We start from the raw sequence: 26,149 nt of genomic DNA, 5'->3' as shown, positions 1-26,149 counted from the left end.
TATTGCTAATTATTTCCGGACGTCTCTTCGTCCCGACAGGCAGGATGCCTGAGCAGAATTCAAGGAGGAAGCATGAGCATTCAGCAGGATCAGGCGACAGACAGTGTCTGGACTATAGGCTTCGATGACAAGGAAGAACGCTCCGGGGATGCACTCATGGATGGAGCAGGTGAGCGGTATCGCACACTGACCACATGGTTACGCTGCTCGCTGTGGTTATGCGGCATGGTGGCGCTGCTCAGTTTCGGCTGTAATCTATGTCTGCTGCTGTTTTTGCATGGCCTGGAAGACGGCACTGTTGCTGAAGGCGATGGTATGTATCTTCTGATCGATAAGGTGATTGCGCTCAAGACCCTGGGTGCGCCAGTCTCCATTCTCGTTACCAGTTTTGCTTCCGTTCTCTCTCTGCGCTGGTTTTATCTCAGTCATGGCTTTGGCCGTCAGCATGGCCTGCGCCTGCAGCAACCGGCACGCAGCACTGTCCTGTTTTACTTCATTCCTGTGCTCAACTTGTGGAAGCCTTATCTGGCATTACGCGAGGTTTTTAACGAAGCCGTACCCTGTTCAGGCAGTCGTTGGCTGTTGCCGGTGTGGTGGGGCTGCTGGGTGCTTTTTCAGTCACTGTCCTGGCTGGCATTTCGTCTGGTCCAGGATACGGATGAGCTGGTGGCCTTGATGGATATGCTGCTGGCGCGGCTGCTGGCAGATGGTGCCGCGTTGCCATTGCTGATCATGTTCATGCTGGTGGTACGTCGACTGGGCACTGCGTTGCTGGCGATGCCCAGTCGCGCGGCTAGTTGACCACGTAGCGAGTGGTCTGGAAGCGGTTAAGCAGACTGTGAAAGAAATAGACAGCAGTCAGGGTGAGGAGCACGGCAACCGTGACCGAGCTGATACGGTAAAGCGCGCTATAAATCAGATCCTGATCTGCTTTCAGATATTGACCAAAGATGATGCCAAGTGTCGTCATTCCCCCAAAGGCCACTCCTGACCCCGGCCCTTCCAGATGCTGAACCCGTGCAAATAACAGCAAGCCAATAAAGAAGACCAGCACTGACAGCGTCAAATTCTGATAGTAGGTGTACAGCAGCAACTGCGCGACGATCGCATAGCTGGAGCCGAGCATAACCCCCTTTGCCCGCTTCATGCCGGAGTCCAGCACGCCGCTCAGTGTCATCGGAAACAGTATCAGGACCGACGTTGCCTGGGCTGACAGCGAGTCACGCAGATCGGCAATCTGGAATAACACAAACGACGTGGTGGCCACCGATGCACCAAGCAGCGTCTGATGAATTACCTGATGTGTTGGCTTGGCAATACGTGGCGGTGCCGCAGGTGCCTGATGCACCGGAAACCACCATAACACCAGCATGCAAATGACCAAACCTATCACTGTCGACAGCACGTTTGCCCAGGACATAACGCTGAAGTCAGCATCCGGATAGCTGGTAAAGTGCAGAAAGACGCTATTGTTGATGGTGCCCATGGCACCAAAAAGGAACAGCGGGCCTTTGGCCATGCAATAGAAGGTGAATAGAAACACCATGAAAATGAGGGGGGTAGCCAAAAAGGGATGGTTATCACAGAGGTTGTAACCGAATAGCACCACCGCGCCGAAAAGTGGCGAGGCCAGTGCCTGCAGTGCTACGAAGCGGTTGATGCGTGGCACCAGGCCCAGTAGCAGGATGGGAACAATAGTGTAAAACACTCCCCAGCTATCGAGATCGGCCACTTTGCAGATAATCAGCCCCAGGCTGGCACCGAAGGCAATTCTGAGGACCTTATTCAGGTGGTCAAGGCTGTTGATCATGGTGTGTCTTCGTTGATGGCATCAAAGATTCAGCAGGTTGCTAGTAGATATAGTGCAGCCAGCTGATCAGGCGGATCTGGGAGCTGGCCAGAAAACTGAACAGGACGTTATCAGAAGGTATCAGCTGCACTGTCGCGCGTGAGCCGACGACCAGATTGGCTGGAAAGGCTTCTTTCAGCTCCAGATTGACTCGGACTCGTTGTGCATCCCTCACCCAGCGGGTACTGGTTTCTGCACTGGCCAGCTTGCCATCGGGGCTGCCCTGAGCACTGGCCACACCGTAATCGCGATGACTTACTTCTGCATCAAAGACGGTGCCTGGCAACGCATCAAAAACAATTTTTGCCGGGGTGCCACTGCTGACTTTTATCAGGCTCTTCTCACGGAAGTCTGCTGTTACCCAGGGCGAACTGTCGGAAACCAGTGCAACTACGGGTTGATTAGCAGATGCCATGGCGCCTTCTTCCAGCTGCAGATCAGTAATGAAGCCTGCACCCTCTGCTTTTACCTGAGTACGCCCAAGTGCCAGCCTGGCGGTAGCCAGACTATTTTTAGCCTGTTTGAGAAGGATGCTTTCGCCATTTTCAATGCCAAGTTCTGCTTCGATAGATTTTACTTTGGCTTCGCTGGCGGTAACTTCAGCAGATGCTGCGCGCTGCTTGAAGACGGCGTCATCGCGATCCTTGACTGGAATGCTGCCTTTGTTCACCAGTGCCTGATAACGCTGTACGTCGCGCTGATCGTTGGCAAAGTTGATACGGGCTTTGTCCAGACTGGCCTGAGCGCTATCGAGTTCTGCCTGAAGTTGTGAAACCTGTTGCGTCACCTGCTGCAGATGTAGTTCTGCCTGTTGCACGCTCAATTGGTAATCCACGGGGTCAATCTGGAACAGCAGGTCACCTTTTTCGACGTGCTGGTTGTTGTGCACCAGTACCTGAGTTACCTGTCCGGAAACACGCGGAGCTACCTGTACGACGTAGCGTCGGACAGTGCTTTCGGTAGTGGCGGGCATGTAAATATCTGCCAGCAGGAAATAGGCAAACAAGATGACGAAAACGCCGATGGAAATTTTTAACCAGCGGTGAAACAAATGTTCTGGAGACATGGAGGTAATGCCTGTTATGTCGGGTTTTTACTACGTTCGGTCAGCGCCAGAGCGTTGGACTGAAGGAGATTGAGGGTGTGTTGGAACTGTGCCGCCTGATCCTCTGACAGACCTTGCATGACCTGCAACTGGCAACGCTCCCGTACGGTGTTGACGGGCTCAACCAGTGCTTTTCCTTTCTCGGTAAGAAACAAGCGCTTGCTGCGGCGATCATTCTGGCAGGCGCGGCGTTCTATCAGTTCCAGTTTGACCAGCTGATCCAGCGTTCTGACCAGAGAGGGATGCTCGACCGCCAGAATACGAGCCAGCTCAGTTTGGGCTATGCCTTCACCCTCAGCGTGAATGTAAACCAGTGCTACGCCCGTGGTTTGCGTCAGACCAAGGGTGGCCAGCTCCTGATCCAGCACACTGCGCCAGAGGCGGGACAGTTGATGAATGCACAACCCAATACTTGGCTTCATAATTATTGTTCGCTGAGTAATTATTAGCTTGCTAATAATATTAGTTAGGAGGCAAACCAGTCTCAAGATGGAGATGCATTGTCAGTCCGTTGCATAAATGGAACAGCAGTAGAAGTGGGGCAGGCGTGAATCAATGGAGCACCTTTTCGCAACATATTCTGCACCACCAACCAATGGTTTGGTGTCGATGTATTAGGTAAGCTCTCGGTCGGTTTGTCAGGTAAGAGACTCATGTATGCGGCTAAGGAAGGGTGTTTTCGCCTCGGTTATGGTGATAGTGGCTGGGGGCTATCTGCTGTCTTGCCTGCTGACGGCCAGAGTAGTCAGGCAGCAGCTGAATGTGCTGGGCGAACAGATTCCAGGCAGCGCAGTGCAATGGCAGGAGCAGGGGTGGCTTGGGGACCAGATAAGCATATCAGTGCCTCTGTCTGAAGAGGTGGGCTCGTTGTCATTACAGCTAAACTTGTCAGCTAGCTACTGGTGGCCGCTTCATGTGCAAAGCCACGGCGTGCTTGATGTATCAGGCAATGAACAGTCTTTGTTAAGTTCTTACCTCGGCCTGCCACCATTGGCATTCAGCGGCAGTGTTGGTTTGTCATCAGGCAATCTGAAAATTGAATTACCAAAGCTGGATCTTCATAACAGTCTGGAAGCGCTTAAAGTTGCGCAGAGTCTTGCTGAGTTGGCCTGGGACACGACGAGCATCCGTTTGAACTGGATAAGCTCGTCTGCTGACTGGTCCCGTGCCGATATGCAGATCAGGGCACAAGGTATCAATATCCATAGTCAGCTTTTCCGGACTGCAGATGTTTCAGGAGTGACAAACGCACTGAGTCATCAGGTAAATGCCGTTATTGCCTCATTGGATGTAACAGGTAAGCGTAATAACGCAATGGTCCCAATGTTAAGTGCAGAGCAGCTTCAGGCTGAGTCGCAGGGGCTGCTGTCAAACGGGAGGCTGGGATATAAGTTTCACGTATTCAGCCCAAGCATCGATCTTCTTGGTTTGAAGGGGGAATTTGAGTCCAGATCTCACGTACAGTCGATGCACACGCCCAAGTTGATGAAACTGGTGGACAATATAGGGTTGACGAGTGGTGGTGTTGCGTTGCAGGACGTACAGTCAGAGCTGATGACACAACCGATGGTGTTAATACTGGAAAACGCAGAGATGCAACTGGAAGCTGGTCTGCCCCCCTCTGCGCAGGGAGAACTGACTACGTTGCCTCAGAATGCTGCAGCCTTAGGGAAGGTTCCAACATGGCAAGGCACGTTGATTCTGTATAACATCCCGCCTTTGTTCGGGCTGATCACTGGAATGCATGTGCCGTTGGGTAAACCAGTGGAATTGGCCTTTCAGCATGGTCAGTGGTATCAGCGATAGTTCGTTTGGTGCTCGGTCTCAGTTATTGCTGTGATTGTCAGCATTTATCTGAATCAATGCTCTCAGGCGAATGATTCCTGCCGTTATGCACATGCAGACACCCACAATAATCATCGTCCACTGGTAAAAAGGGAATCGCCAACCGTCGGGAACCAGGTCTAGCGGTGTCAGCAGATCCACAACGGCGATACCTACCAAGAGCGTGCCAACGCCATTGAAGAGCATCAGGGCAAACTGGAGGTTCAGAGGAATAGAGCCACTCATAAGACATTCCTGTTTTGAGTAGATCCAGAAGAAACGTAATAAGCAGTCACCCATAGCAGAGCGGGACTTATTCGTGTTTTAGGCTACGTGAGCCACGTCAAACGTTTTATAACGATGGCGAGTCAATTGCTACGAAGTTACTGATTAAAAATCGCTACAACAGATTACATCTTTGCTACAAAGGAGGCGCTGTGGTTGCCGCAGATTTACTTCCCCAGAAGTGCTTTGGAGATATCACTGTCAGCACTTTTACGGTCTTCACTGGTATTTATCGCCATGTGCGGCAGAGCGCTGAGGGTTGTATTACTCGTAGTGTCAGGGTTTTGGTTCGCTTGATAATGGGTTCGTGCTCGATGCAGTAAATAAGTGAGCGATGACAAATAGGAGATGTAGTTAGTCTGACTTTTTGGACTGTTATGCACGACGTTGCCTTCCATGGGTATTGCTATTGCTACGTAGTGTAATCGCGAAACAGTATTTTACAATTAATTTTTCAATTTATATACAAAGTGCTTTGTATTGTATTGTCAGGTATCCCGAGCCAACATTGTCTGCTGGTGAAGTGGATAAGGGAGATGCATTGAAATGCCTTTGCTGGGCAGTAGTGAAGGGCCGAAGTGTTAATCATGATATGTATGGCCAGATTGCATTGCGCAATCTGGCCATAGCTGAACTGGGGATGGTTACTCTTCGTCCCCGTCGCCAAACTCCAGACTGATTCTGGCCAGTTCCTCAAGGCGATCAATAACACGTGCATTCAGGCTGCGTTTTGGAAAGGTGCCGTCTTTGCGTATTACACCGGCCGTCTGGCCAGTGAACAGTTCCAGGGCTTCATCTACTGTTGATACGGCATAAATAGAGAACTTGCCCTGACGTACTGCGTCAACAACATCATCTTCCAGCACCAGGTTCTGTACATTGCTTTTCGGAATGACAACCCCCTGTTCACCAGTTAAACCACGTGCCTGGCAGACGCGGAAGAAGCCTTCGATCTTCTCATTGACTCCGCCAATTGGTTGCACTTCACCATGCTGATTGACTGAGCCCGTGATGGCCAGAGACTGCTTCAGGGGGGCTTTGATCAAAGCCGAGATCAGGCAGCAAAGTTCTGCCAGAGAGGCGCTGTCACCATCGATGTAACCATAGCTCTGTTCCATGGCAATATGGGCGCACAGCGTCATCGGGGTCTCCTGAGCGTACATGTTGCCCAGATAGCCAGACAGTATCATCACTCCTTTGGAATGAATTGACTGGCCCAGGTCAACCTCGCGCTCGATGTCGACAATCCCTTTGGAACCCGGATAGGCGGTAACGCTGATGCGTGCTGGAGCACCGAACTGGGCATCACCAATCGACATGACAGTGAGGCCATTGATTTTGCCGACAGCTTTGCCGCTGGTTTCGAGCAAAACGGTGCCGTCCAGAATCTGTTTGTTGACTTCTTCGCTGACACGTCCGGTACGCTCTTGTTTGGCTTTCAGCGCTCGTTGGACATGTTCACCGGTAATCTGCTCGGCAGACCCTAGCCTGGCCAGATAGTCAGCCTCTGCCAGCAGTTCGAACAGCTCGCCAATGGAGGCAGTCATATGGTGCTGATGCTCAGCCAGGCGCGCGCTGTGGGCGATGAGACGTGCGATGGCATCATCGCTCAGGCTCAGATAACCCTCTTTGTCGCAGCGATCACGAATCAGCCGGCAGAATGACATCAGATTGTCTGGTGTGCGTTCAATGTAGTCTTCGTAGTCGACCAGTACACGGAACATTTCACTGAACTCTGGGTCCAGCGACTGCAAAGCGTAATAAATGTCGCGCGAGCCAATCAGGACAAGTTTGACATCCAGTGGAATGGTCTCTGGCGAAAGCGTAGTAGTGCTGACCAGACCCATTTCTGCGTAGGGTGACTCAATTTTCAGCTCACGACGTTTCAGAGCACGCTTCAGGGCGTCCCATACATAGTCTGACAGAACCTTATCGGCATCGACGATCAGGTAACCGCCGTTGGCTGCATGTAATGCGCCCGCGCAGATCTGCTGGTAATTGGTCACCAGTGCGCCTTGGTCATGCAGGTACTCAATACGGCCAAACAGATTGTTGTAGGTCGGGTGAGGCTCGTACACCACGGGGGTGCCAGCTGTCTGCTTTCTGGAGACCGCCAGATTGGGGCTATACAGGGACGACAGTGCTTCTCGTTTTGCAGGTTCGTCGCGGGTGTCCTGATCAACCAGTTCTTCAATGACAATTTTCTGAAGGTTGCTGGCTACCTGCTGCAGGTAGGTCAATACTTCCTGATTGCTTTCGTACTTCTCCTCTAGGGGAGCCAGCAGTGGGGCAATTGACTCTGAGATAGTGCTCTGATTCAGCGTGCGCAGTTTTTCGCTGGTCTCACGACGCCATAGGGGAAGGCCGATAAGTTCATCACGTAACTGGCTTTCCAGATCACTGATCTGACTGTTTATGCGATCACGCTCTTCTTCGGATAGCTGTGTGAAGTCGGCATCATCAAGAGGTTTGCCTTCGACAATCGGTGCAAAAGATACTGAACCTGCTTCACGGAATAGCGCAATGCCCTGGCGACTGGCTGCTTTTTCTACGCGCTCCAAGGCTTCTTCGTAGTTTTGATTGAACTCGCGCTCGATAGCATTTTTGCTTTGCTGATAGCGTGGGTCTTCAAAGGCTGCCGGGAAAGTGAGCAGCAGATTATCAATAAGTTGATTGATGTCGTCTTTGAAGGCTGCGCCTGCCTCGGCTGGCAGCTCAATAGCATTGGGGGAACGCTGGTCACTGAAGTTATTAACGTACACCCAGTCAGAGGGCGTCTTCTGGCGTTTGGCTTCACTTTTCAAATAGGAGCGTACATACGAAGCTCGGCCGGTGCCTGGCTCGCCCATAACGAAAATATTGTAGCCGGGGCGACGCATGGCAACACCAAATTGCAATGCTCTTACAGCCCTTTCCTGACCCAGGATACCGCTGAGTGGCTCAAGGTCAGCAGTTGATGAAAATGGTAGATCGCTCTTGCTTAGATGAACGGACAGCTGTTCCGGCTGTAAAGGGGAAAGACGAGGCGCTTTTGCCATCCTTTGAACTTCCTAAGGGTAAAAAACTGCCAGTCTTGTATCAGGCTGGCGCATGCAATGCAACTAACGTTGCCCGTGCCTGAGTAATGTACCTGTTTGCGCGTGTTTCTTTAGCCTGAGGCCTGGGAGTTGCTGGTTGAGTACTGCTTATATGGTTCACTTAAACTAGCTCAGTACCATGCAGGCAGCCAGCGAAATGGCTGCCTACAGGCAAGCAAGTGTAAATGTTCAGGTAATGGTGCACGCCTCGTCAAAGTCGTAGCGTGGTCCTCGGGGATAGACTTTATCAGAGAGGCCATAACCGAGATTGACAAGAAAATTCGCTTTAATGGTTGTGCCTGCGAAAAACAGATCATTCACTAGATCGGCATTGAAACCGGACATTGGCCCGCAATCCAGTCCAAGTGCGCGAGCGGCCAAAATCAGGTAGCCACCTTGTAGCGTCGCGTTACGCAGGGCGGTTGCTTCCGCTAACGCCGTATTGTTGGCAAACATATCTCTGGCGTTTGCATTGGCAGGGAATAGTCTGGGCATACCTTCATAAAATGTCATATCTGTGGCAACGATAACAGTTACCGGGGCATTCATCGTTTTATCGACATTGCCGGGAGCCAGGGCTTGCTTGAGCTTTTCTTTGGCTTTCGGCGACTTTACAAAAACCAGCCGCATGGGCTGGCAGTTCATGCTGGTTGGTCCCCATTTGGCCTGTTCATATAAAGCCTGTAATAGTGAGTCTTCGATGGGGCGAGGCTGCCAGTGGCTGTGTGTTCTGGCATCACTGAAGAGTTGCTGCATTGCATCCTGCGAGAGGTTGGACATGGATTCGTTTTCCTTGGGAGCTAAGTATCTTTGAGTTAATGTGCCAATGCGAAAAAAACAAGCCACTGTCTGATATTGAGTATCTAATTAAGGCGTCTGGACGCTGTTTTTCTTTAGATGCGATACCCGTACTTGCGATTGATACAACAGGAATATCTATTATGTCACTACCGATCAGTCTGGAAGCCTTACGTGTACTGGATGCCATTGACAGGCGAGGAAGCTTTGCCGGAGCTGCTGATGATCTGAATAAAGTGACATCTGCTGTCTCCTACACCATTCAGAAGCTGGAGCAGGATATGGATATGCTGCTGTTCGATCGGCAGGGGCATAAGGCCAAATTGACTCCCGCCGGGCAGTATTTGCTGGAACAGGGGCGGCAACTGTTGCAGACATCTGAGCGAATCGTCGAGGAGGCCAGGCAGTTGGCCAATGGATGGGAGTCGCGTCTGACGCTGGCTGTTGATTCCGTGATGCCCGTGTTTCCGATTCTCGAACTGGTGGGGCATTTCTACAGGGAAGAGCAGGGGCATACCGACATCAGATTGCAAGAGGATGTACTCGGTGGTGGATGGGACGCGTTGCTGAATGATCGTGCAGATTTGTTAGTTGCGCCATTGCACCCGGAGTTCGCTCGCGGTCTGCATCAGATCACACTAGGGTACGTGAACTTTCATTATGTTGCGGCGCCGGATCATCCTCTTACCAGACTGCAGCGCCCAGCCGATGATGAAGACATCAGAGAGTATCGGGCGATCGTCGTAGCAGACACTTCGCGTGATCGTGCACCGCTGTCTACTGGCCTGCTGGACCGTCAACCCACGCTCACTGTGTCCAGTTTTAATGCCAAGATTGCCGCCTTGAAGCAAGGGATGGGTAGTGGTTTTCTGCCGGTCAAAATGGCTGACCCGTTAATTGAAGAAGGCGTATTGGTACAAATTCCAGTAGTGAAAGAGCGTGAGCCGGTGCCAGTTTCTTTGTACTGGAAGCCAAAGCCAGGTGGGAAGGCGCGCGACTGGTTCGTACAAAATCTCCCCTCTCATCTTAAATTGCAGTGTAAGAAAGTGGGCATGGATCTGTAATCCTGCGTTTGTGGCGCTCAGTTGACGTAAACGTAAATAATTGTGATAACTGCTGCCAGATAAATAGCGGCAGTGGAGGAGTAATCATGTTTAGCAAGATGATTGAGCCAGGCTTTTATGATACGGATGCTTTAGGTCATATCAATAACACCCGCCTGCCTGTCTGGTTCGAATTAGCCAGGAATGACTTGTTCCCGCTGTTCACGCCAGATATGGACCCCAAAAAATGGAATCTGATTCTGGCGCGACTTGAGGTCGATTTTATTGGTGAGTTGTTCTTCAATCAGCCAGTAGAGGTGAAAACCTGGATTGAACGTATAGGCAATTCTTCATTTGTCGTCCTGCAGGAGGCTTGGCAAGGTGAGACACTGGGGGCTAGAGGTCGAGTGACAATGGTTTACTACGACTGGACTCAAAAGACATCGGTGCGGATTACTGACGATATCAGGGAGCGTTTACAGCTGCACATGGCCATAGCTTAATCCTTGCGAGTGGTTAAATTAAAGTCTTGTCAGGGGAAGCTGCTCTCGTGAGTCAGAGGCTCTCTTTTCACGACGAGTTAGGCAACATCAGCGGGAACTAAAAAGATCAATGTTGCCAACTATTTACAGATTCAATATTAAGAAATAGCTGGTCAGATTGCTGAAGAGTGTGCAGGAGTGATAGTTATTGCGGGAGTTCGTAACCTAGTTTCTCCAGAGCGTTAACTACCATGGCACTATCCAGCAGGTGTAGCCAGCAGGCTTCTTGCTCTGGATCATCAAGATAGAAGTGATCAATCACTGCAACAGGGCGGAGCTTTGATGGAGGCATCACCGCCCATTGGTTGCGATCAATTCCTGCTTCCATCAGCAAAGGAACAGGTACGAACCCTTGTGAAGCTCCATTTTGTCGCAGGACGTCAAATATACGCTGGCTGGGCTGAAGGCTAATAAGTTCCATTGGCCATGGCCAAGTGTGATTTTCGACCAAATAGCTCTGACTTGCCTGACCATAGGCATCTTTACGGGGGTCGGCTATTGCTAACGGCGCGGTTGGATCAAGATCTGCAAGGGTTACGCTGGTTGCAGACTGAGGGCGCCACAATGCCAAAGGCGCTGTGGCCAGCAGAGTATCGTCTTCATAGTAGCCGTCAGCACGCCAGCTCAGACGGAGTGACGCTGCCAGATTCTCGGGCGGGATATCATGCTGCTCAATGAAAAACTGAGGCTGCAGCTCACAGTATTGTGGTAGCTCCGCTGCAATTATGGATTGCAGTGGCTTCAGTGTTTCATCTATCTGGATGGAAAAAGATGCAGCAAAACACACGTTCGCAATACCAGAGCATATTGCAACGATTAGGCAGGATCGAACCAGGGAAACCATAGCAGGGTGACGAGTGATCATTGGAGGTGAGCGCATTATGCCTGAATTGCGCCTAATAAAAAGAACAGACAGAAAAAATAAAGGCCCTTTCCGGGGAAAGGGCCGCTCCCATACTCTTCAGGAGCCAAGTGAGCCAGGGAGGAAAGCGTTAGCTTTCGATGATCACTATATCTAAAGTGCGGTTTCAGGCCTTTGATAAGTATCAATGTTTGGAACGAATGCTCATCATGTTGTGAGTCGTACATCTCGTTTGAGAGGGATATAGATGAGTGATGAGCTGATTATGTGGGTTGACCGCGAGAATACCGTCATAGGCAGTGTCTCTCGTGCACGAATGCGTGCGGAAGGACTATGTCATCGCGCTGTATATGTGTTGGTCTTTAACAGTGCCGGTGAGATATGTGTACATCGTCGTACTATGCGCAAGGATTTTCGGCCGGGCTGGTTAGAGTTGTCTGCTGGCGGTGTTGTCGCTGCTGATGAAGAGTGGAGGGATGCAGCACAGCGGGAGCTGGAAGAGGAGTTGGGTGTTAAGGCTGTTCTTACTGATCACGGCATGTTCTTTGATGAGGGCGATGACTATCAGGTCTGGGGACGAGTCTACTCCTGTATGTGGGATGGAGATCTGCGCCTTCAGCCAGAAGAAGTAGAGGAAGCATGGTTTATGCCGATAGAGAATATCTCAACTAAGCTAATGGATCACATTACAGAAACAAGTCTGAACGCCTTTCACTACTGGCAGTCGGTACAGCGAAATGAGAAGATGTGACTAATTTGTTGTTTCTGAAAAGATTGCTAATTGAATATGTGGTGCGGCCGGACTGATAAGGTCAGGTAATGGCAGAACTATGTTGGCGATAACAGTCTGGGATGTATGGCTACGCTGGATATGATGAATTCGTCTTGGGATAAACAGTGGTTTCCGACGCTCACAAGTTTGATAGAGCGTATCGGCCATCTTTCTGAGGATGGATCATCGCGTGGCTTTTCAAGAATAGAGGCTGAGTGGAGTCGGTTACGGCAGGCAATGCAGCTCATGGGGGGCTATGTCTGGGAATATCGTAGTGAAGAGGGGTGGTGGCTGTCGCCTGAGCTGAAAAGTTTGCTCGGTATGGATAGTTCACCATATTGGCTCCGCTCCGAAGACTGGATGACTGTTCTCCCTGAGTCAGAGCAAGAGTTTCTGCGTGGATTAATGCAGTCAAACTCGACAGCAAAGCAGTCCAATCTGTCATTTCCCCTTACGTTGAATCAGCAGTCTTATCACTTTTCCCTGCGTGCTATTTGTCTGAGTGATGAAGGGTATAAGCGCTGGGTTGGCGTGCTGGAAGATGTCACGTCTTCCCGGGCGCTGGAAAATAGAGTGCAAATAGCGGCACATGTACTGGAGCATGCTGCTCAGGGCATCATCATTACCGATCGGCATTTTAATATCCTGAATACTAACCAGGCTTGTACAGATATCTGTGGCTACGAGCAGGCCGAGATCATTGGTCGTAAGCCACGAATGCTGGGCTCTGGCTGGCATGGTCAGCCATTCTATCAGTCCATGCTAACCCAGCTGTTTACTCAGGGGCATTGGCGCGGCGAGGTGCTGGATCGGAATAAAAGCGGCGAGATGTACATTAGCCAGATGGATATTTCATCCGTTCTGGGTGAGCAAGGAGAGGTTACTCACTTTGTCCTGTTTTTCAGTGATATCACTGAGCAGCGGCTGGCTGAGCGTAAGCTTAATCAATTGGCCTACCTTGATGTATTGACTGATTTACCCAACCGCCAGCATTTCGTCGATAATCTCAATCGATTAATGAAGCAGGCTGAAGCTTCTCGTCAGCTTGGGCTGATACTGCTGGATATGGACAACTTCAAGCTGGTGAATGAGTCATGGGGGCATGCCACTGGCGATGCGCTCTTGATTGCTGTAGCGAGAAAGTTGAAGAAGCAGCTAGGTCAGCGTGGTGAAATTGCCCGGCTGGAAGCGGACGAATTTGCTGTTCTGGTACCTGATGTCGCTACTGAAGCTGAGGCGCTGTCGGTCGCCCGAGAGCTGCATACCATCTGCACAGAATGTTTTGATATAAACGGCAAGCAAATCTACCCCAGCGCTACGCTAGGTGTTGCTCTGTTTCCCAATCAGGCCAGAGACGCTGATGAGTTATTTAAACACGCCGATATGGCACGTTTTCGTGCCAAGGCGCTGGGGAAGAATCGTATTCTCTGTTATGAGAACTCTATGGGGGAGCATCCTCAGGGACGTCTGCAAATTGCAAACAAACTACGGCAGGCCATTCCCCGTAATGAGTTAAAACTGTTTTATCAGCCAAAAATGGATACGTCTGGCCCATGTCAGTTAGCTGGAGTTGAGGCTCTCATCCGCTGGTTTCCCTTGGGTGAGGAGGGAATGATCTCGCCTATGGAGTTCATTCCAGTCGCTGAAGAAACTGGCATGATTGTCAATCTGGGGTACTGGGTGCTTGAGGAGGCTTGCCGGCAAATCGCAGACTGGCGATCCATGGGGTGGACTATCCCAATTGCTGTCAATCTGTCGGCCAGACAACTGATGGATGCGTCCCTGGTAGATAAAGTGCATGAGTTACTGCAGAGATTTGATGTTCCTGCTGAGATGCTGGAACTAGAGCTAACTGAAAGCACACTGATGTTAGATGTGGATGAGGCGCTTTATCAGTTGTTTGCTTTACGTGATTTAGGTATCGGTCTGGCCATTGATGATTTTGGCACTGGTTATTCATCCATGGCCTATCTCAAACGTTTACCCATTCAAACACTGAAAATCGATAGAGCTTTTGTTCGTGATATCGAGAACGATAACGAAGATCGCGCAATTATCTGCGCTATTTTGGCATTGGCTAAGAGTTTAGGCCTGAAAGTGGTGGCAGAAGGCGTTGAAACACAGCCCCAGTGGCAATTCCTGGCTGAAGCAGGTTGTGATATGACTCAGGGATATTTGCAGGGAAGGCCAATGCCGGTAGAAGAGTTTGAAGGCTTTCTCGAGCGTCAGGGATACAAATAACTGCCTGTTGTCAGCGGAGTATCAAATGGCTCCCTGATTGTAATAGTTTAAGAAGAAGAGGTTGTCACGTGAAAAAAGCCCTTACCACAGGCGAAGTCGCTAAATACTGTGGTGTGAATTTTCGCACAGTTATCAGATGGATCGAGCGCGGCCAGTTGAAAGCGTTCAAGCTGCCTGGCAGAGGAGACAACAGGATCAGTATTGACCATTTTGTCGCCTTTCTGCGTGAGCATGATATGCCTGTTCCTGCAGAGTTTCAGGACTTGAGCCGGCGAATCTTGATCATTGAAGATCAGCCAGCGATGGCTAGTGCTATCGAAAGGGTGTTACGACGTGCAGGTTTTGAGACCCGGGTTGTGCATGACAGCTTTCAGGCCGGGGCTCAGCTGGCTGAGTTCAATCCTTCGCTAATCACATTGGATTTGCAAATGCCCGGGCTTAATGGGTTTAGTGTTCTGGATTTTTTGCGTCAGGATGAGCGTTGGCGAGGAGTGAAAGTGCTGGTGGTTTCAGCGCTCAGTGAGAGTCAGCTGCAGGATGCTATTCAGCAGGGAGCGGATGACATTTTGTCGAAGCCATTTGAAAATCAGATGTTATTGAAGAAAGTTGCTGATTTGTTGGATATGCAAATACATATTGAAAAACCTGGCTTAAGTGCGGAATAGCATTCTGCTATTAATACATTTATATAAATAAAAAGGACCATGTGGTCCTTTTTTTCATCAGGAGTGATGCGGTAATTCAGCAGAGTGAGAAAAGTTCACATTGAACCATGCATTCCAGCAGCAGTACCAAAAAGAAAGTATTCCCCATATTAGGCCAGCCACAACACCCCCATCCAAAATTCCACGCCAGGGCTGGGGTAGAAAATGGAAAAGTATAATCAGGAGAATAACGGTGCAGGTAATGCTGATCGAGATGATCTGTCTTTTTCGCGTAGTGTGGAAATAACCCATGCAGAAAAAGGGAGCAAAAATGGCTTGCGCTGGAGTAGCTGATTGACTGAGATAACGTGCACGTGCTGCGGTGCGCGGAGAGAACGCTTTTTGAAAGCCACGATAGCCTTCGTTGTAGAGCATAAAGATTAGAAATGCCCAAAAGGTTATCCAATGCTGCCAGGACAGTGGCATGTCAAAAGCAGACAGACTCAGAGGCAACAGACGACCTATTGCCGACAGCAGCAACAGTGAGACCCCTGCAATGCCCCAAAGACCGGCAAATACTTGTAGCACAACAGTTTTCCTCTGAATCGATCAAAAAAGTCGATTATACTCCAATGGTGTCATTGATTGGATGTGACAATCCAATATCAATTCAGGAGTAAATATGGAAAATTTTGCATTCGATAGTCAATATGTGGAGACAATTATCCTGACCTGGGGGCCCAGACTAATTTCCGCCTTATTAGTCTTTATTCTTGGGTGGTGGCTGAGCAGAAGAATTAGCAGTGTCGTATTGGGTTTGTTAGTCAAAGCGCAGATGGATCCCACTTTGGCCTCTTTTGTGCGCACATTGACTCATGCCGTGCTGGTCATTTTGACCGTTATTATCACACTGACACAGCTGGGTATTCAAACAACGTCTTTGATAGCTGTCGTGGGTGCTGCAGGTTTGGCTGTAGGCCTGGCATTGAAGGACTCCTTGTCTAATATCGCCGCAGGTATCTTGTTAACCGCGTTTCGCCCTTTCCGCATTGGTGATTTTATCGATTGTGCGGGCACTGCGGGGACAGTTGAGCATATCGGCCTGCTGTATACCGAGCTCAAGACATCAAATAACCAGCATGTCGTGATGCCAAACTCCAACTTGCTGCAGAATACGCTTACTAACTTCTCAACCAAAACCGAGCGTCGTATCGATATGACAGTGGGAGTAGGGTACAGCTCGAATCTGGCCCATGTCCGTAAGGTTCTGGAGCGTATTCTGGCTGAAGAGAGCCGTATTCTGCCTGCGCCCGCACCTGTTATTGGCGTCGCCGCTCTGGCAGATAACTCTGTAAACTTTGTGGTGCGTCCATGGGTAAAAAGTAGCGATTATTGGGATGTCTATTTTGCACTTAATGAGCGTATTAAAACGCTGTTTGATGAGGAAAATATCGAAATTCCCTTCCCGCAGCGAACTATTCACATTGAAGGTGGATTCACTGGACCTGCGGCGGCATTTGCTTCTTCAGACAAGGTTGAGACCCAGGCATAAGGCCAATCTGTTCAGTCCAGCCTGACCATCAGGTCAGGCTGAGCGTCGTTAGCTGGATGTTGAGTTTCACTTTTGGGAAAGGAATCTTAACCGCGGCCTCTGGTGCGAGTGCGATTGGGCTTGGCTTGTTTTTCGATAAACTCAATGATCATTGCCGCAACATCTTTGCCCGTGGCTGCTTCTATCCCTTGCAGTCCGGGTGAGGAGTTGACCTCCATAACCAATGGGCCTCTTTCCGCTCGAAGAATATCAACGCCACACACATTCAATCCCATGATGCGTGCGGCATTTACTGCCGTCTCGCGTTCCTCTCTGGTCAACCGAACAAGAGAAGCAGAGCCGCCTCTGTGTAGATTGGAGCGGAACTCGCCAGGCTGAGCCTGGCGTTTCATGGCTGCCACGACCCGGCCACCCACTACGAAACAGCGAATATCTGCTCCTCCGGCTTCCTTGATGAATTCCTGCACCATAATGTTGGCATCGAGCCCCATAAAAGCTTCGATGACACTTTCTGCGGCCTTACGGGTTTCTGCGAGCACTACTCCTATGCCCTGAGTACCCTCAAGTAGCTTGATGACAAGGGGAGCGCCACCGACCATATCGATTAGGTCAGGGATGTCATCGGGAGAATGGGCAAAGCCGGTTACAGGCAAGCCAACGCCTTTGCGTGATAACAGTTGAAGTGAGCGAAGTTTGTCGCGGGAGCGAGAAATACCAACAGACTCGTTGAGAGGATAGACACCCATCATTTCAAACTGGCGAAGTACCGCAGTGCCATAAAACGTCACTGATGCTCCGATACGTGGAATCACGGCATCGTAGTCATTCAGGTCTTCACCCATATAGTGAATGCTGGGTGCATTGCTGGAGATGTTCATATAACAACGAAGGGTATCGATCACACGCGCTTCGTGTCCACGTTGCTCGGCAGCTTCCAGAAGGCGTTTGGTAGAGTAAAGTCCCGGGTTACGGGAAAGGATGGCAATCTTCATGATTCGGCCTTCTTGGATTTCTTTTTGCTGGCAGGTTTGCCAGACATCAGTCGTGAACGATGTGGGTCCACCACGCAGCCCTTGGGTATGGATGTACGCCCAAGCAGCATGCGGAATTGCATGTCATCGCGTGCTGTCAGGGTGATTTCAACCTGATGAAGCAGCGTACCGAGGCTAATGGTTGTCTCGATGACATACCTTAATGTGGTATGCCCTCCAGAATCCCTTACCTGACGCTGCTCCTTGACCTTGGCTTCGCAGCAGATAGAAGTGTCACTGTTGTGCTGTAAGGGATGAACATGGAACCGAATCCAGGGTTCTCCATCACGATTAAATGGCTCTACCCTGTAGGTGTGCAGGCAGGAAGTACGTGCCCCGGTGTCCACCTTCGCTTTAATCGCAGGCAGTCCGAGCTCGGGTAACGAAACCCATTCATACCATCCCAGCGTATTGCTCTGAGTCATGGTCTGTTTCCTCAACACCATAGTGGGGGAGTGCTTTTTTAACAGTGGATGATGACGTTTCTACGGCAGAGCAGACGATGGGAGGTACCAGACAACATCCGCGCAGTGTAGGTCATCAAGCTAGAAATGCAATATGCCTGTATGGACTATCGGCGGTTGTGATGACGCCAGAGCAGTAAGCCAAACAAGATCGCCAGAATGTAGCCCAGGCCACCAAAGATATCGAACAGGCGGGTGCGCTGATCATGCTGTTGCAGCTGTTCGTGCAGGTTGTCGAGCTGGTGTTGGATGATGCCAAAGTCCAGTCTCTGCGAGGGGCTCATGTCATCATCAATGGGGGTTGTCTGGCTGACAGTCGGTTGTGGCGTGAGGTGCACATGATCGGAGTGACCCGCACCTGCATCGGCTTCAACCATTACTTCCCCTCGTTCAGGAAGAGGCAGGCGAAAATAGCCATCCGCGTCAGACAGGATCTGGGTAATGGTTCTGTTTTGTGCGTCCAGTAGTTTGATAGTGGTGCCGGGGGCGGGGCCATCATTTATAAAGTAGGTTTGCCCGGAGACATAACGGCCCTCAACAGAGAGGAACAGCTTTAGTTTGTGCGCAAATGCTGAGCTGCTGAACGAGCACAGTATGCCCAGAAGGCAAAGGGAGGGCAGCTTGGAAAACAGTTTGCGCATAGGTTTGATCAATGGGCCTTGTGAATGTCGAGCGCGTGAACCCAGATCACGCCAGTTTCTTCGTGGTTAACGGCTTCACCCTCTGGATTTTTGAGGGGGTCGTTGGCCATGGCAGCGGCGGCAAAACCCCACCAGCCTGCCTTCGGTATACCATAGGTGAATGTGCCGTTGATGTCTGCTCTGATGATTTGTTCTGAATAGGAATCTGCAGGCGGAATCACACTGCCATCGTTGTGGTAGGCTACCGATAGTTCGGCATACGGGACGGGCTCTCCATGACGCAGGACGACGCCCTGAAATACATTGCCAGCCCATAGTGCATAAGGGCGGCTCAGGGGTTGAATTTCCATCGGCATACCGACCAGTACGTCCCAGCCATTACCTGCACCGTAGGCGTCCACAATGACCTTTGCATACTGGCTGATCATTTTTTGCTCGGACGAATCCCAGTAAGGGGTTGGTACTATATAAAAGATATGATCACCTGGTGCTTTGACTTCGTAGTCCAAACTGAACGTTTGCGCACCGTCTTCTGTATTTGTCTGTAGTTTGTCAGTCAGAATGGTCCGACGGCCATTGGCAATCACACCGACTTCCTCCGGGTAATCCATCGGTAGCACTGGACCCATGTCCATCGGATGAGTAAAGCGAATGTCCAGATGCAGGTGGCGTTGCAATACGTCCTGCAAAATTGCCTGATCGGGGATGATCTCCTGAAACTGTGCCTGTGCCGAGACCGAAATCACCATGCCCGCTGCAATGCCTGCCCCCCATCGTATGAGGCGCTTGGATAATCCTAAGCAGCAGAGCTGTGTATTCATCGGCTGGCGTCCTTGGTAAGCATGCCGCAGATGGTAGGAACAGGGCTTGTGATGGTCAAGGGGCAAGTGGATTAATAACTGGACTCCCTGTATGGCATTGCTTATAACCTTGGACACTTTTTATACCACCTTCACGAAAGATGTCGGTCCCCGAGGCCAGAGGAGCGAAAGTGACTGATTACTGGTTTGAGCAGGCGAGTAAATCTCCCAAGCAGATCTTCAGGCAGCAGGCTGAAGCAAGGCAGGCCTGCCTTGCCAAGCCCCTTGGAAGCTTGGGAGAGCTTGAAAAAGTGGCAGTGTTGCTGGCGGCGATGCAGTCCACAGCCAGGCCTGCCATCGATCCTGTTCATATTACTGTCTTTGCAGCCGATCACGGTGTCATTGATGAGGGTATTTCGTCCTCCCATGAAAAGCTTACCAGAGAGCGTATCCGCATATTTTCACGTGGAGGTGCGGCGATCAGCATCCTTGCTCGGACTCAGGGGGCTCGTTTTGAGCTGGTCAACGTCGGGGCGCGTGGTCAGCTTGAACCTATGCAGGGCGTGTTGAATCGAGTTGTCAGGCAAGGTACAGCCAGTTTCGTTGATCAGGTGGCAATGCAGGAAGATGAATGCTTCAAGGCGATGGCGATTGGCCGAGACCGCGTTGATGCTGCATGGGAGTCCGGCTGCCGCTTATGGCTGGCGGGGGATATCGGCAGCGGTGCAACGTCTGCAGCCGCCGCCCTAGCCGCTGCCTGTCTGGGCCTGAAAGCCGAGCAGGTCTGTGGTGCTGGCAGTGGGCTGGATGAAGATGTGCTGGCGTTGAAGGTTTCCCGTGTCGCTGATGCACTCAGATACCATCAGATAACATCTGCCACTGCGCCGTTGAAGGTGCTGCAATGTCTGGGTGGACTGGAAATAGCGGCTCAAGTCGGGGGCTTTATCCGTTGTGCCCAGTTAGGTCTTCCTGCCATGGTGGATGGTGTGGTGGGTAGTGCTGCTGCCTTGCTGGCCGTTCGCATTCAGCCTGCTGTAAGACAATGGCTGATTTTCAGTCATGTCTCTGCCGAGCCTGCGCACGAGCCTCTTCTTGCGGCAATGGAAGCGAGGCCTTTGCTTAACCTCAATATTCGCCTGGGGGAGGGTAGTGGGGCGGCCATCGCTCTGGGGGTGCTGCGCCAGGCCTGTTTGTTACACAACGACATGGCCACAGTGGAAGAAATGGAGTGGGATTGGGCTGAATAGCGGGTTCTGTCATGCGTACTCGGAGCCCACAGCTGCATAGCCTTAGGCTCTCGCCTATAATGCCCAGCCCAAATCGACAGGTTAGGATACAGGTCTGTAGTGGAAAACCTATCATTTAATGAGCTGTACGACCGCCTCGCACATTGTACGCTCGCTGATGCGCGTCAATTGCGGCGAATATTGGGTGCTATTCGCAAAGCTCAGAAAGAGCAGCGGCCGTTTGACAAGCTGCTAGGACGCTTCGAGACGCTGGCTGAGAACTCTGCGGCTACCGTCGCTTCCCGCCTGGAACAACGCGTGGTTTTCAACTACGACGAGCAACTGCCTATTTGCCAGAAGCGCGATGAAATACTGAGATTGATTGATGGTCATCAGGTAGTCGTCATTGCAGGCGAAACGGGCTCAGGTAAAACCACACAGTTGCCCAAGCTGTGTCTTGAGTTGGGTCGTGGTGCCCGAGGTCGCATCGGCCACACTCAGCCAAGACGGCTGGCCGCTCGAGCAGTGGCTGCGCGTGTGGCAGAAGAACTGTCCGTGCCGCTGGGTGAGATGGTGGGTTATCAGGTCCGCTTCACTGATGAGTCAGTCGCCAGTACACGCATTAAACTCATGACCGATGGCATACTGCTGGCAGAAACCCAGCATGATCCACTCTTGGAACAATACGATACGCTGATTATCGATGAGGCTCATGAGCGGAGCCTCAACATCGACTTCCTGCTTGGTTACCTGTGCAGAATTCTGCCGAAGCGCCCTGACCTGAAAATCATTATCACCTCTGCAACTATCGATCTGCAGCGCTTTTCCCAGCACTTTGATAATTGCCCTGTGCTTGAGGTCTCTGGCCGAACCTACCCGGTCGAAGTGCGTTACCGTCCGCTGGTGGGCTGGTCTGACGATGATGAAGAGGCTGGTGATCGTGATCTGACGCAATACGAAGGTGTGTTGGAGGCGGTAGAAGAACTGGCGGAGTACGAGCGTCAGCAGCGCTTGCCGCTAGGTGACGTGCTGGTATTTCTCAGTGGGGAGCGAGAAATACGCGAAGCAGCTGAAGTGCTGCGCAAGGCTAATCTGCGTGATACCGAAGTACTGCCTCTCTATGCGCGTCTCTCTAATGCGGAACAGCAAAAAATGTTTCATCCTTCGGGGCGTGGCAGGCGTATTGTTCTTTCGACTAACGTGGCCGAAACCTCGTTAACAGTGCCGGGTATCCGCTATGTGATTGATACCGGTGTCGCGCGCATCAGTCGTTATAGCTATCGATCTAAAGTGCAACGCCTGCCGATTGAGCCCATTTCCCAGGCGAGCGCCAATCAGCGAAAAGGGCGTTGTGGGCGTCTTGGTCCTGGCGTCTGTATAAGGCTGTATAGCGAAGAGGACTTTATTTCGCGGCCCTTGTTTACCGATGCAGAAATTCTGAGGACTAATCTGGCGTCCGTCATTCTGCAGATGTTGTCGCTCAAGCTTGGCGATATCGAAGAGTTCCCTTTCCTTGAACGGCCCGACAGCCGCTTTGTGAATGATGGCTTCCGCCTGTTGCAAGAGCTGGGGGCGGTAGATAGCAGCCGAGAGCTGTCGGCTCTGGGGCGGCAGCTGGCCAGACTGCCAATCGATCCACAATTAGGTCGCATGATTCTTGCCGCAGCTGAGCGTAGCTCCCTGAGCGAAGCACTGATCATTGTGAGTGCCCTGACGGTACAGGATCCTCGCGAGCGTCCGACAGAGAAGCAGCAGGCCGCTGATGAAAGGCACCGGCAGTGGCAGCATGATGACTCGGACTTCCTCAGTTATGTGCAGTTATGGCAGGGCTATGAAGAGCAGCGTCAGGAGTTAAGCCAGAATCAGTTGCGCCAGTATTGTCGCAAGCAATTCCTTAACTATTTGCGCATGCGGGAGTGGCGTGATGTGCATCGCCAGCTGTATTTGCTGATCAAGGAGATGGGGCTGGCTCTCAACGCAGATCCGGCAAGCTACGAGGCGGTCCATCAATCATTGCTGACCGGGCTGTTGGGGAATATCGGCCAGAAAGCGGACGAGGGGGATTATCATGGTACCCGCAATCGTCGCTTTATGATCTTCCCCGGCTCTGCACTCTTCAAGAAAAAGCCTCGTTGGGTTGTTGTTGCCGAGCTGGTGGAAACCAGCAGGCTGTACGGTCGTTGTGCGGCCCGAATTGAGCCTGAATGGGTAGAACCGCTTGCAGAAGGCTTGCTCAAAGATGCCTATCTGGAGCCGCATTGGGAGCGCAAACGTGCAGAGGTAGTGGCCTATCAGCAGCGAACCTTGTTTGGGCTGATTATTGTCCCGAAACGCAAGGTCAGTTATAGCAAGGTAGATCAGGAAGTTAGCCAGACCCTGTTCGTTCGCGAGGCGCTGGTGAATGGTGACTATGATACGCGCGCACCTTTCTTCAGTCACAACCGGGATCTGCTTGACGAGGTAGAAACATTAGAGGCGAAGTCACGCCGTCGCGACATTCTGGTCGATGAAGAAACACTGTACGCGTTCTATCGCGAGAAGCTGGATGAGCTGGGTGGACAGCAGGTCGTTGGGGGGGCGTCGTTTGAGAGTTGGCGTAAGCGTGTTGAGCAGCGCGATCCTAAAGCACTGTTTCTGACCAAAGCCTATCTGATGAGACATCAGGCCGAAGGTGTCACTGAGGCTCAATATCCCGACGTTTTCCGCTGGCAGGGCATGGAGCTCCCGCTGAATTACCATTTTGATCCGGGGCATAAGCTCGATGGTGTCACGCTGGACGTGCCTGTGGCACTGCTGCGGCAGTTACCCGCGGAGCGCCTGCAGTGGCTGGTTCCAGGCATGCTGCGCGATAAGTGTATCGCCTTGCTGAAAGGTCTGCCTAAGCAGTTACGACGTAATTTCGTGCCTATCCCTGACTTTGTTGATGCCATGCTGGCATCATTGTCCTCTGCTGACGGTAGCTTGCTCGAAGCGATAACCCATCAGCTACGCCGCATGACGGGAGTGCTCGTGCCTGCAGAGGCCTGGCAGCTAGACGCCCTTGAGGCGCATCATTTATTTAACCTGCGTGTGCTGGATTCCAAGGGCAAAGATCTTGGCATGGGGCGTGATCTCGAGGCGCTATGCGAGCAGTTTGCCGGGCAGGTGCAGCAGCAAATGGCACGCATGCCCGTGGCGGAGCTGGAGCGGACGGGGTTGACTGACTGGCCAGAGGATGTCTCCTTGCCTGAGGAGATAACGCTGGAGCAGGCGGGGATAAAGTTGAAAGGTTATCCAGCCTGGCAGGATGCTGGCGATCAGCTTGAGGTGAAAGTTTTTGATCACCCTGATCTGGCCAGAGCATCCATGCGTTTGGGGTTGTTGCGACTCTACCGGCTACGTCTGGCTCAACAAGTTAAGTATCTGCAGAAAAATATGCCTAAACTGAATCAGTCGGCTCTGTTCTTTGTGGCGGTAGGGCGGAAGGAAGAGCTGGTGGATGATGTTATTAATGCTGCTTTTGAACAGGTGTTTCTGCACGATAAAGATTGGCCGCGTACACGAGAAACCTTTGAGCTTGGCCTTGATGCAGGGCGAAATCAGGTTGTGGCGGCTGCCAATGAGCTGGCGGAGCTGGTGGCTGCCATATTGGAAAGTCGAAATCGTGTAGCAAAATTCCTGCAGGGCAAGGTCAATCTGGCCTGGGCTCTGATACTTTCGGATGTGAAGCAGCAGCTTGAAAATTTGGTATACAAAGGGTTCGTGTCTGCAACGCCTTTGCAGCATTTGAGGCGCATGAGTCTATACATGCGTGGTATTGAGCTAAGGCTGGAGCGTTTTCAGAATCATCTAGGCAAGGAAATGGCCGCCAGTCAGGAACTGCAGGCGTACTGGATGCAATACACTGAACGCAGGTCTGCTCATGAAAAACAGGGGATCGTGGATCCCAGTCTCGAAGCATTTCGCTGGATGCTGGAAGAATATCGGATTTCGTTATTCGCTCAGAATCTGGGAACATTGCAGCCTGTATCTGCAAAACGGCTGAACAAACTGTGGGAACAGGTACGACGTGCCTAAGGAGCAAAGCAGTGAGTGATGAACAGCAACCTGTTGTCCAGCCAGGATTCTACCTGCACTTCAAGGGCGGGCGGTATCAGGTGTTGGAGGTGGTGCGGCACACGGAGACTGAAGAGTGGATGGTGCTCTACAGGGCGTTATACGGAGAACGTGGCTTATGGGTAAGGCCGGTAAGCAGTTTCTGTGACAGCGTCGATGTGCTTGGCGAAATCGTTCCTCGCTTCTCCTTGCAGAAGGCGGGTTCCGGTTTGAGTGACAGCGAAGAGAGCGGGCAGTAAGTTAAGTACGCTGACTCACTGTACTTCTCTCGGCAGTGAGCCTGAATTTGCGCTGATGGGGCGCATGAAGCGGAGCCATATCAGGAAGCGGGATGGCTATAGGGGTTGGCCAGATACTGGTCAACCTTCTGCGTGCGCTCCTGACGTTCTTCGTCATGCATCACGGTACGGGCAATCATCGCCTTGGCATGCTTGAGGTGTGTGACACCCTCCTGATAATGACGTTGCTCCAGTGCCTTAATACCCTGTTGCGTGTGGGCGTCAATCTCAATGACGTTATGCACGTAGGAGAGTTGATGAATGCTTTCATCCAGCTGATGAGCGCTCAGCATGTTCTCTCCTCTCATCTGGCGAAGTGTGCGCATTACGTACTTTATATATTTTTGTGCCCGAACGATCGATCGGTCAGTGGCGGGTACCTGGTAAACGCCCTGCTGACTGCGTAGAGCCTCTTGCTCCTCGATAAGATCGTTAAGGTACGCTTCATCGGGTTTTACTTCTTTCATTTGTGTCAGCAGGCTGATATGGAAGTCGATGAGGTAGTTCCAGATCAAAGGGGGCATGATCAGGTGTTGAATGGCACTTTGAATTTCCTGAAGAAATTCAGTTCTGCTGCGTAATGCTCCAAACCGCTGTTCAATTGCCAGCATTGCCTGTTCACGCTTATAGGCCAGGTGGCTGACGAACAGTGAAGCGATCAGTACCAGCAGTAGTGCAGCGATAACAACGGTAAGCCACATAGAACATCGATCCAGGTAAATAACTCGAGATAGGATTGTACTTAATTTTGCTTTTGCTTCACGACTTATGCTGAAGTGTTTCCACTATCTACGCGAGTGATGAGTTGATTGGTAATAAAGGTCAGTAAGCAAATATCACACACGTGGTTGCGCAATCATTGCCGTTGGAGTGAAGGCGGCAGTAGTAAAAACTGCAGCTATCTTTGATACCGGCAAAACTGGTTACGTGCTGTACTGATACTGTCCTTAAATAAGATAAAACTTGACAAGGCGTTTTTGAGGTCGTTATAAGTGCCGCGCAAGACGTCGTATGAATTAG

Annotated in this window: 24 protein-coding genes; 11 read left to right on the top strand and 13 right to left on the bottom strand. The window is 51.3% G+C overall.

Annotation, left to right across the window (positions count from 1 at the left end; genetic code table 11):
• The first annotated feature begins 72 nt into the window (after positions 1 to 72).
• A complete protein-coding gene (locus QCD60_RS26685; protein WP_279789987.1) occupies positions 73 to 801 on the top strand; it encodes a DUF4328 domain-containing protein in 729 nt (242 codons plus the stop codon).
• Here the strand turns inward: QCD60_RS26685 and QCD60_RS26680 are convergent.
• Genes QCD60_RS26680 through slyA form a run of 3 tightly spaced genes read right to left on the bottom strand, consistent with a single transcriptional unit; the run spans position 794 to position 3,376 of the window.
• On the bottom strand, positions 794 to 1,810 hold the full coding sequence (locus QCD60_RS26680) for a DUF2955 domain-containing protein (RefSeq protein ID WP_279789986.1): 1,017 nt from the start codon (positions 1,808 to 1,810) through the stop codon (positions 794 to 796). The two genes, QCD60_RS26685 and QCD60_RS26680, sit on opposite strands and share 8 nt — an antisense overlap.
• Before the next feature lie 40 nt (positions 1,811 to 1,850).
• Positions 1,851 to 2,915: an HlyD family secretion protein gene (locus QCD60_RS26675; RefSeq protein ID WP_279789985.1), complete on the bottom strand. Its 1,065-nt coding sequence runs from the start codon at positions 2,913 to 2,915 to the stop codon at positions 1,851 to 1,853.
• 14 nt (positions 2,916 to 2,929) lie between these two features.
• Positions 2,930 to 3,376, bottom strand: a complete 447-nt coding sequence (gene slyA / locus QCD60_RS26670) for a transcriptional regulator SlyA (protein ID WP_279789984.1) — start codon at positions 3,374 to 3,376, stop codon at positions 2,930 to 2,932.
• A 268-nt stretch (positions 3,377 to 3,644) separates the two neighbouring features.
• On the opposite strand from slyA, the gene QCD60_RS26665 reads away from it, so the two are divergent.
• Positions 3,645 to 4,760: a hypothetical protein gene (locus QCD60_RS26665; RefSeq protein WP_279789983.1), complete on the top strand. Its 1,116-nt coding sequence runs from the start codon at positions 3,645 to 3,647 to the stop codon at positions 4,758 to 4,760.
• Positions 4,761 to 4,778: 18 nt separating this feature from the next.
• Here the strand turns inward: QCD60_RS26665 and QCD60_RS26660 are convergent, their stop codons facing one another.
• The 3 genes from QCD60_RS26660 to QCD60_RS26650 form a co-directional block, all read right to left on the bottom strand.
• On the bottom strand, positions 4,779 to 5,024 hold the full coding sequence (locus QCD60_RS26660; protein ID WP_279789982.1) for a hypothetical protein: 246 nt from the start codon (positions 5,022 to 5,024) through the stop codon (positions 4,779 to 4,781).
• A 683-nt stretch (positions 5,025 to 5,707) separates the two neighbouring features.
• Entirely contained in the window at positions 5,708 to 8,101 is a 2,394-nt protein-coding gene (locus QCD60_RS26655) for an ATP-binding protein (protein WP_279789981.1), read from the bottom strand.
• Between the two features lie 228 nt (positions 8,102 to 8,329).
• Complete coding sequence (locus tag QCD60_RS26650) at positions 8,330 to 8,920, bottom strand: malonic semialdehyde reductase (RefSeq protein ID WP_279789980.1); 591 nt, start codon at positions 8,918 to 8,920, stop codon at positions 8,330 to 8,332.
• 161 nt (positions 8,921 to 9,081) lie between these two features.
• Here QCD60_RS26650 and QCD60_RS26645 point away from each other — a divergent pair, with 161 nt between their 5' ends.
• Both QCD60_RS26645 and QCD60_RS26640 read left to right on the top strand, forming a co-directional pair.
• Complete coding sequence (locus tag QCD60_RS26645; RefSeq protein WP_279789979.1) at positions 9,082 to 10,002, top strand: LysR family transcriptional regulator; 921 nt, start codon at positions 9,082 to 9,084, stop codon at positions 10,000 to 10,002.
• 86 nt (positions 10,003 to 10,088) lie between these two features.
• The gene (locus tag QCD60_RS26640) at positions 10,089 to 10,484 is read left to right on the top strand and encodes a thioesterase family protein (RefSeq protein WP_279789978.1); all 396 of its coding nucleotides are present in this window, start codon (positions 10,089 to 10,091) and stop codon (positions 10,482 to 10,484) included.
• Between the two features lie 184 nt (positions 10,485 to 10,668).
• Here the strand turns inward: QCD60_RS26640 and QCD60_RS26635 are convergent, their stop codons facing one another.
• Positions 10,669 to 11,310: a hypothetical protein gene (locus tag QCD60_RS26635; protein WP_279789977.1), complete on the bottom strand. Its 642-nt coding sequence runs from the start codon at positions 11,308 to 11,310 to the stop codon at positions 10,669 to 10,671.
• 322 nt (positions 11,311 to 11,632) lie between these two features.
• Between QCD60_RS26635 and yfcD the strand changes: the two genes are divergently transcribed.
• The 3 genes from yfcD (at position 11,633) to QCD60_RS26620 (ending at position 15,063) form a co-directional block, all read left to right on the top strand.
• On the top strand, positions 11,633 to 12,136 hold the full coding sequence (gene yfcD / locus QCD60_RS26630; protein WP_279789976.1) for an NUDIX hydrolase YfcD: 504 nt from the start codon (positions 11,633 to 11,635) through the stop codon (positions 12,134 to 12,136).
• Positions 12,137 to 12,241: 105 nt separating this feature from the next.
• Entirely contained in the window at positions 12,242 to 14,398 is a 2,157-nt protein-coding gene (locus QCD60_RS26625) for an EAL domain-containing protein (RefSeq protein WP_279789975.1), read from the top strand.
• Positions 14,399 to 14,466: 68 nt separating this feature from the next.
• On the top strand, positions 14,467 to 15,063 hold the full coding sequence (locus QCD60_RS26620) for a response regulator (protein ID WP_279789974.1): 597 nt from the start codon (positions 14,467 to 14,469) through the stop codon (positions 15,061 to 15,063).
• A 57-nt stretch (positions 15,064 to 15,120) separates the two neighbouring features.
• On the opposite strand, the gene QCD60_RS26615 is transcribed toward QCD60_RS26620, so the two are convergent.
• Positions 15,121 to 15,630, bottom strand: coding sequence for a hypothetical protein (locus QCD60_RS26615; protein ID WP_279789973.1), 510 nt, complete (start codon positions 15,628 to 15,630; stop codon positions 15,121 to 15,123).
• Positions 15,631 to 15,724: 94 nt separating this feature from the next.
• On the opposite strand from QCD60_RS26615, the gene QCD60_RS26610 reads away from it, so the two are divergent.
• Positions 15,725 to 16,594 carry a mechanosensitive ion channel domain-containing protein gene (locus tag QCD60_RS26610; RefSeq protein ID WP_104152177.1) on the top strand — a complete coding sequence of 290 codons (870 nt, stop codon included), beginning with the start codon at positions 15,725 to 15,727 and terminating at the stop codon, positions 16,592 to 16,594.
• 86 nt (positions 16,595 to 16,680) lie between these two features.
• On the opposite strand, the gene rimK is transcribed toward QCD60_RS26610, so the two are convergent.
• The 4 genes from rimK to QCD60_RS26590 all read right to left on the bottom strand — a co-directional run bounded on the left by rimK (position 16,681) and on the right by QCD60_RS26590 (position 19,479).
• Positions 16,681 to 17,586, bottom strand: coding sequence for a 30S ribosomal protein S6--L-glutamate ligase (gene rimK, locus QCD60_RS26605; protein ID WP_104152176.1), 906 nt, complete (start codon positions 17,584 to 17,586; stop codon positions 16,681 to 16,683).
• Positions 17,583 to 18,050 carry an ATP-dependent zinc protease gene (locus QCD60_RS26600; protein ID WP_279789972.1) on the bottom strand — a complete coding sequence of 156 codons (468 nt, stop codon included), beginning with the start codon at positions 18,048 to 18,050 and terminating at the stop codon, positions 17,583 to 17,585. Before QCD60_RS26600 ends, rimK begins: the two co-directional genes overlap by 4 nt.
• A 146-nt stretch (positions 18,051 to 18,196) precedes the next feature.
• Complete coding sequence (locus tag QCD60_RS26595) at positions 18,197 to 18,730, bottom strand: carboxypeptidase-like regulatory domain-containing protein (protein WP_104152175.1); 534 nt, start codon at positions 18,728 to 18,730, stop codon at positions 18,197 to 18,199.
• Between the two features lie 8 nt (positions 18,731 to 18,738).
• Positions 18,739 to 19,479, bottom strand: a complete 741-nt coding sequence (locus QCD60_RS26590; protein WP_279789971.1) for a DUF4198 domain-containing protein — start codon at positions 19,477 to 19,479, stop codon at positions 18,739 to 18,741.
• A 242-nt stretch (positions 19,480 to 19,721) separates the two neighbouring features.
• On the opposite strand from QCD60_RS26590, the gene cobT reads away from it, so the two are divergent.
• From cobT to QCD60_RS26575, 3 genes are all read left to right on the top strand, one after another.
• Entirely contained in the window at positions 19,722 to 20,777 is a 1,056-nt protein-coding gene (gene cobT / locus QCD60_RS26585) for a nicotinate-nucleotide--dimethylbenzimidazole phosphoribosyltransferase (protein WP_279789970.1), read from the top strand.
• A 99-nt stretch (positions 20,778 to 20,876) separates the two neighbouring features.
• Positions 20,877 to 24,812: an ATP-dependent RNA helicase HrpA gene (hrpA, locus tag QCD60_RS26580; RefSeq protein WP_279789969.1), complete on the top strand. Its 3,936-nt coding sequence runs from the start codon at positions 20,877 to 20,879 to the stop codon at positions 24,810 to 24,812.
• 11 nt (positions 24,813 to 24,823) lie between these two features.
• On the top strand, positions 24,824 to 25,090 hold the full coding sequence (locus tag QCD60_RS26575) for a DUF1653 domain-containing protein (protein WP_104154847.1): 267 nt from the start codon (positions 24,824 to 24,826) through the stop codon (positions 25,088 to 25,090).
• Positions 25,091 to 25,170: 80 nt separating this feature from the next.
• On the opposite strand, the gene QCD60_RS26570 is transcribed toward QCD60_RS26575, so the two are convergent.
• Complete coding sequence (locus tag QCD60_RS26570; RefSeq protein WP_104154846.1) at positions 25,171 to 25,830, bottom strand: hypothetical protein; 660 nt, start codon at positions 25,828 to 25,830, stop codon at positions 25,171 to 25,173.
• Between the last annotated feature and the right edge of the window lie 319 nt (positions 25,831 to 26,149).

This window comes from Pokkaliibacter sp. MBI-7 (assembly GCF_029846635.1).
Classification (GTDB): Bacteria; Pseudomonadota; Gammaproteobacteria; order Pseudomonadales; family Balneatricaceae; genus Pokkaliibacter.
The sequence above is the reverse complement of the archived record's forward strand: the minus strand, read 5'-3'. Positions and strand labels throughout refer to the sequence as shown.

Coding starts and splice junctions, on each gene's coding strand:
- QCD60_RS26685 (WP_279789987.1), top strand. CDS start 73: ATGAGCATTCAGCAGGATCAGGCGACAGACAGTGTCTGGACTATAGGC.
- QCD60_RS26680 (WP_279789986.1), bottom strand. CDS start 1,810: ATGATCAACAGCCTTGACCACCTGAATAAGGTCCTCAGAATTGCCTTC.
- QCD60_RS26675 (WP_279789985.1), bottom strand. CDS start 2,915: ATGTCTCCAGAACATTTGTTTCACCGCTGGTTAAAAATTTCCATCGGC.
- slyA (WP_279789984.1), bottom strand. CDS start 3,376: ATGAAGCCAAGTATTGGGTTGTGCATTCATCAACTGTCCCGCCTCTGG.
- QCD60_RS26665 (WP_279789983.1), top strand. CDS start 3,645: ATGGTGATAGTGGCTGGGGGCTATCTGCTGTCTTGCCTGCTGACGGCC.
- QCD60_RS26660 (WP_279789982.1), bottom strand. CDS start 5,024: ATGAGTGGCTCTATTCCTCTGAACCTCCAGTTTGCCCTGATGCTCTTC.
- QCD60_RS26655 (WP_279789981.1), bottom strand. CDS start 8,101: ATGGCAAAAGCGCCTCGTCTTTCCCCTTTACAGCCGGAACAGCTGTCC.
- QCD60_RS26650 (WP_279789980.1), bottom strand. CDS start 8,920: ATGTCCAACCTCTCGCAGGATGCAATGCAGCAACTCTTCAGTGATGCC.
- QCD60_RS26645 (WP_279789979.1), top strand. CDS start 9,082: ATGTCACTACCGATCAGTCTGGAAGCCTTACGTGTACTGGATGCCATT.
- QCD60_RS26640 (WP_279789978.1), top strand. CDS start 10,089: ATGTTTAGCAAGATGATTGAGCCAGGCTTTTATGATACGGATGCTTTA.
- yfcD (WP_279789976.1), top strand. CDS start 11,633: ATGAGTGATGAGCTGATTATGTGGGTTGACCGCGAGAATACCGTCATA.
- QCD60_RS26625 (WP_279789975.1), top strand. CDS start 12,242: ATGGCTACGCTGGATATGATGAATTCGTCTTGGGATAAACAGTGGTTT.
- QCD60_RS26610 (WP_104152177.1), top strand. CDS start 15,725: ATGGAAAATTTTGCATTCGATAGTCAATATGTGGAGACAATTATCCTG.
- rimK (WP_104152176.1), bottom strand. CDS start 17,586: ATGAAGATTGCCATCCTTTCCCGTAACCCGGGACTTTACTCTACCAAA.
- QCD60_RS26600 (WP_279789972.1), bottom strand. CDS start 18,050: ATGACTCAGAGCAATACGCTGGGATGGTATGAATGGGTTTCGTTACCC.
- QCD60_RS26595 (WP_104152175.1), bottom strand. CDS start 18,730: ATGCGCAAACTGTTTTCCAAGCTGCCCTCCCTTTGCCTTCTGGGCATA.
- QCD60_RS26590 (WP_279789971.1), bottom strand. CDS start 19,479: ATGGTGATTTCGGTCTCGGCACAGGCACAGTTTCAGGAGATCATCCCC.
- QCD60_RS26570 (WP_104154846.1), bottom strand. CDS start 25,830: ATGTGGCTTACCGTTGTTATCGCTGCACTACTGCTGGTACTGATCGCT.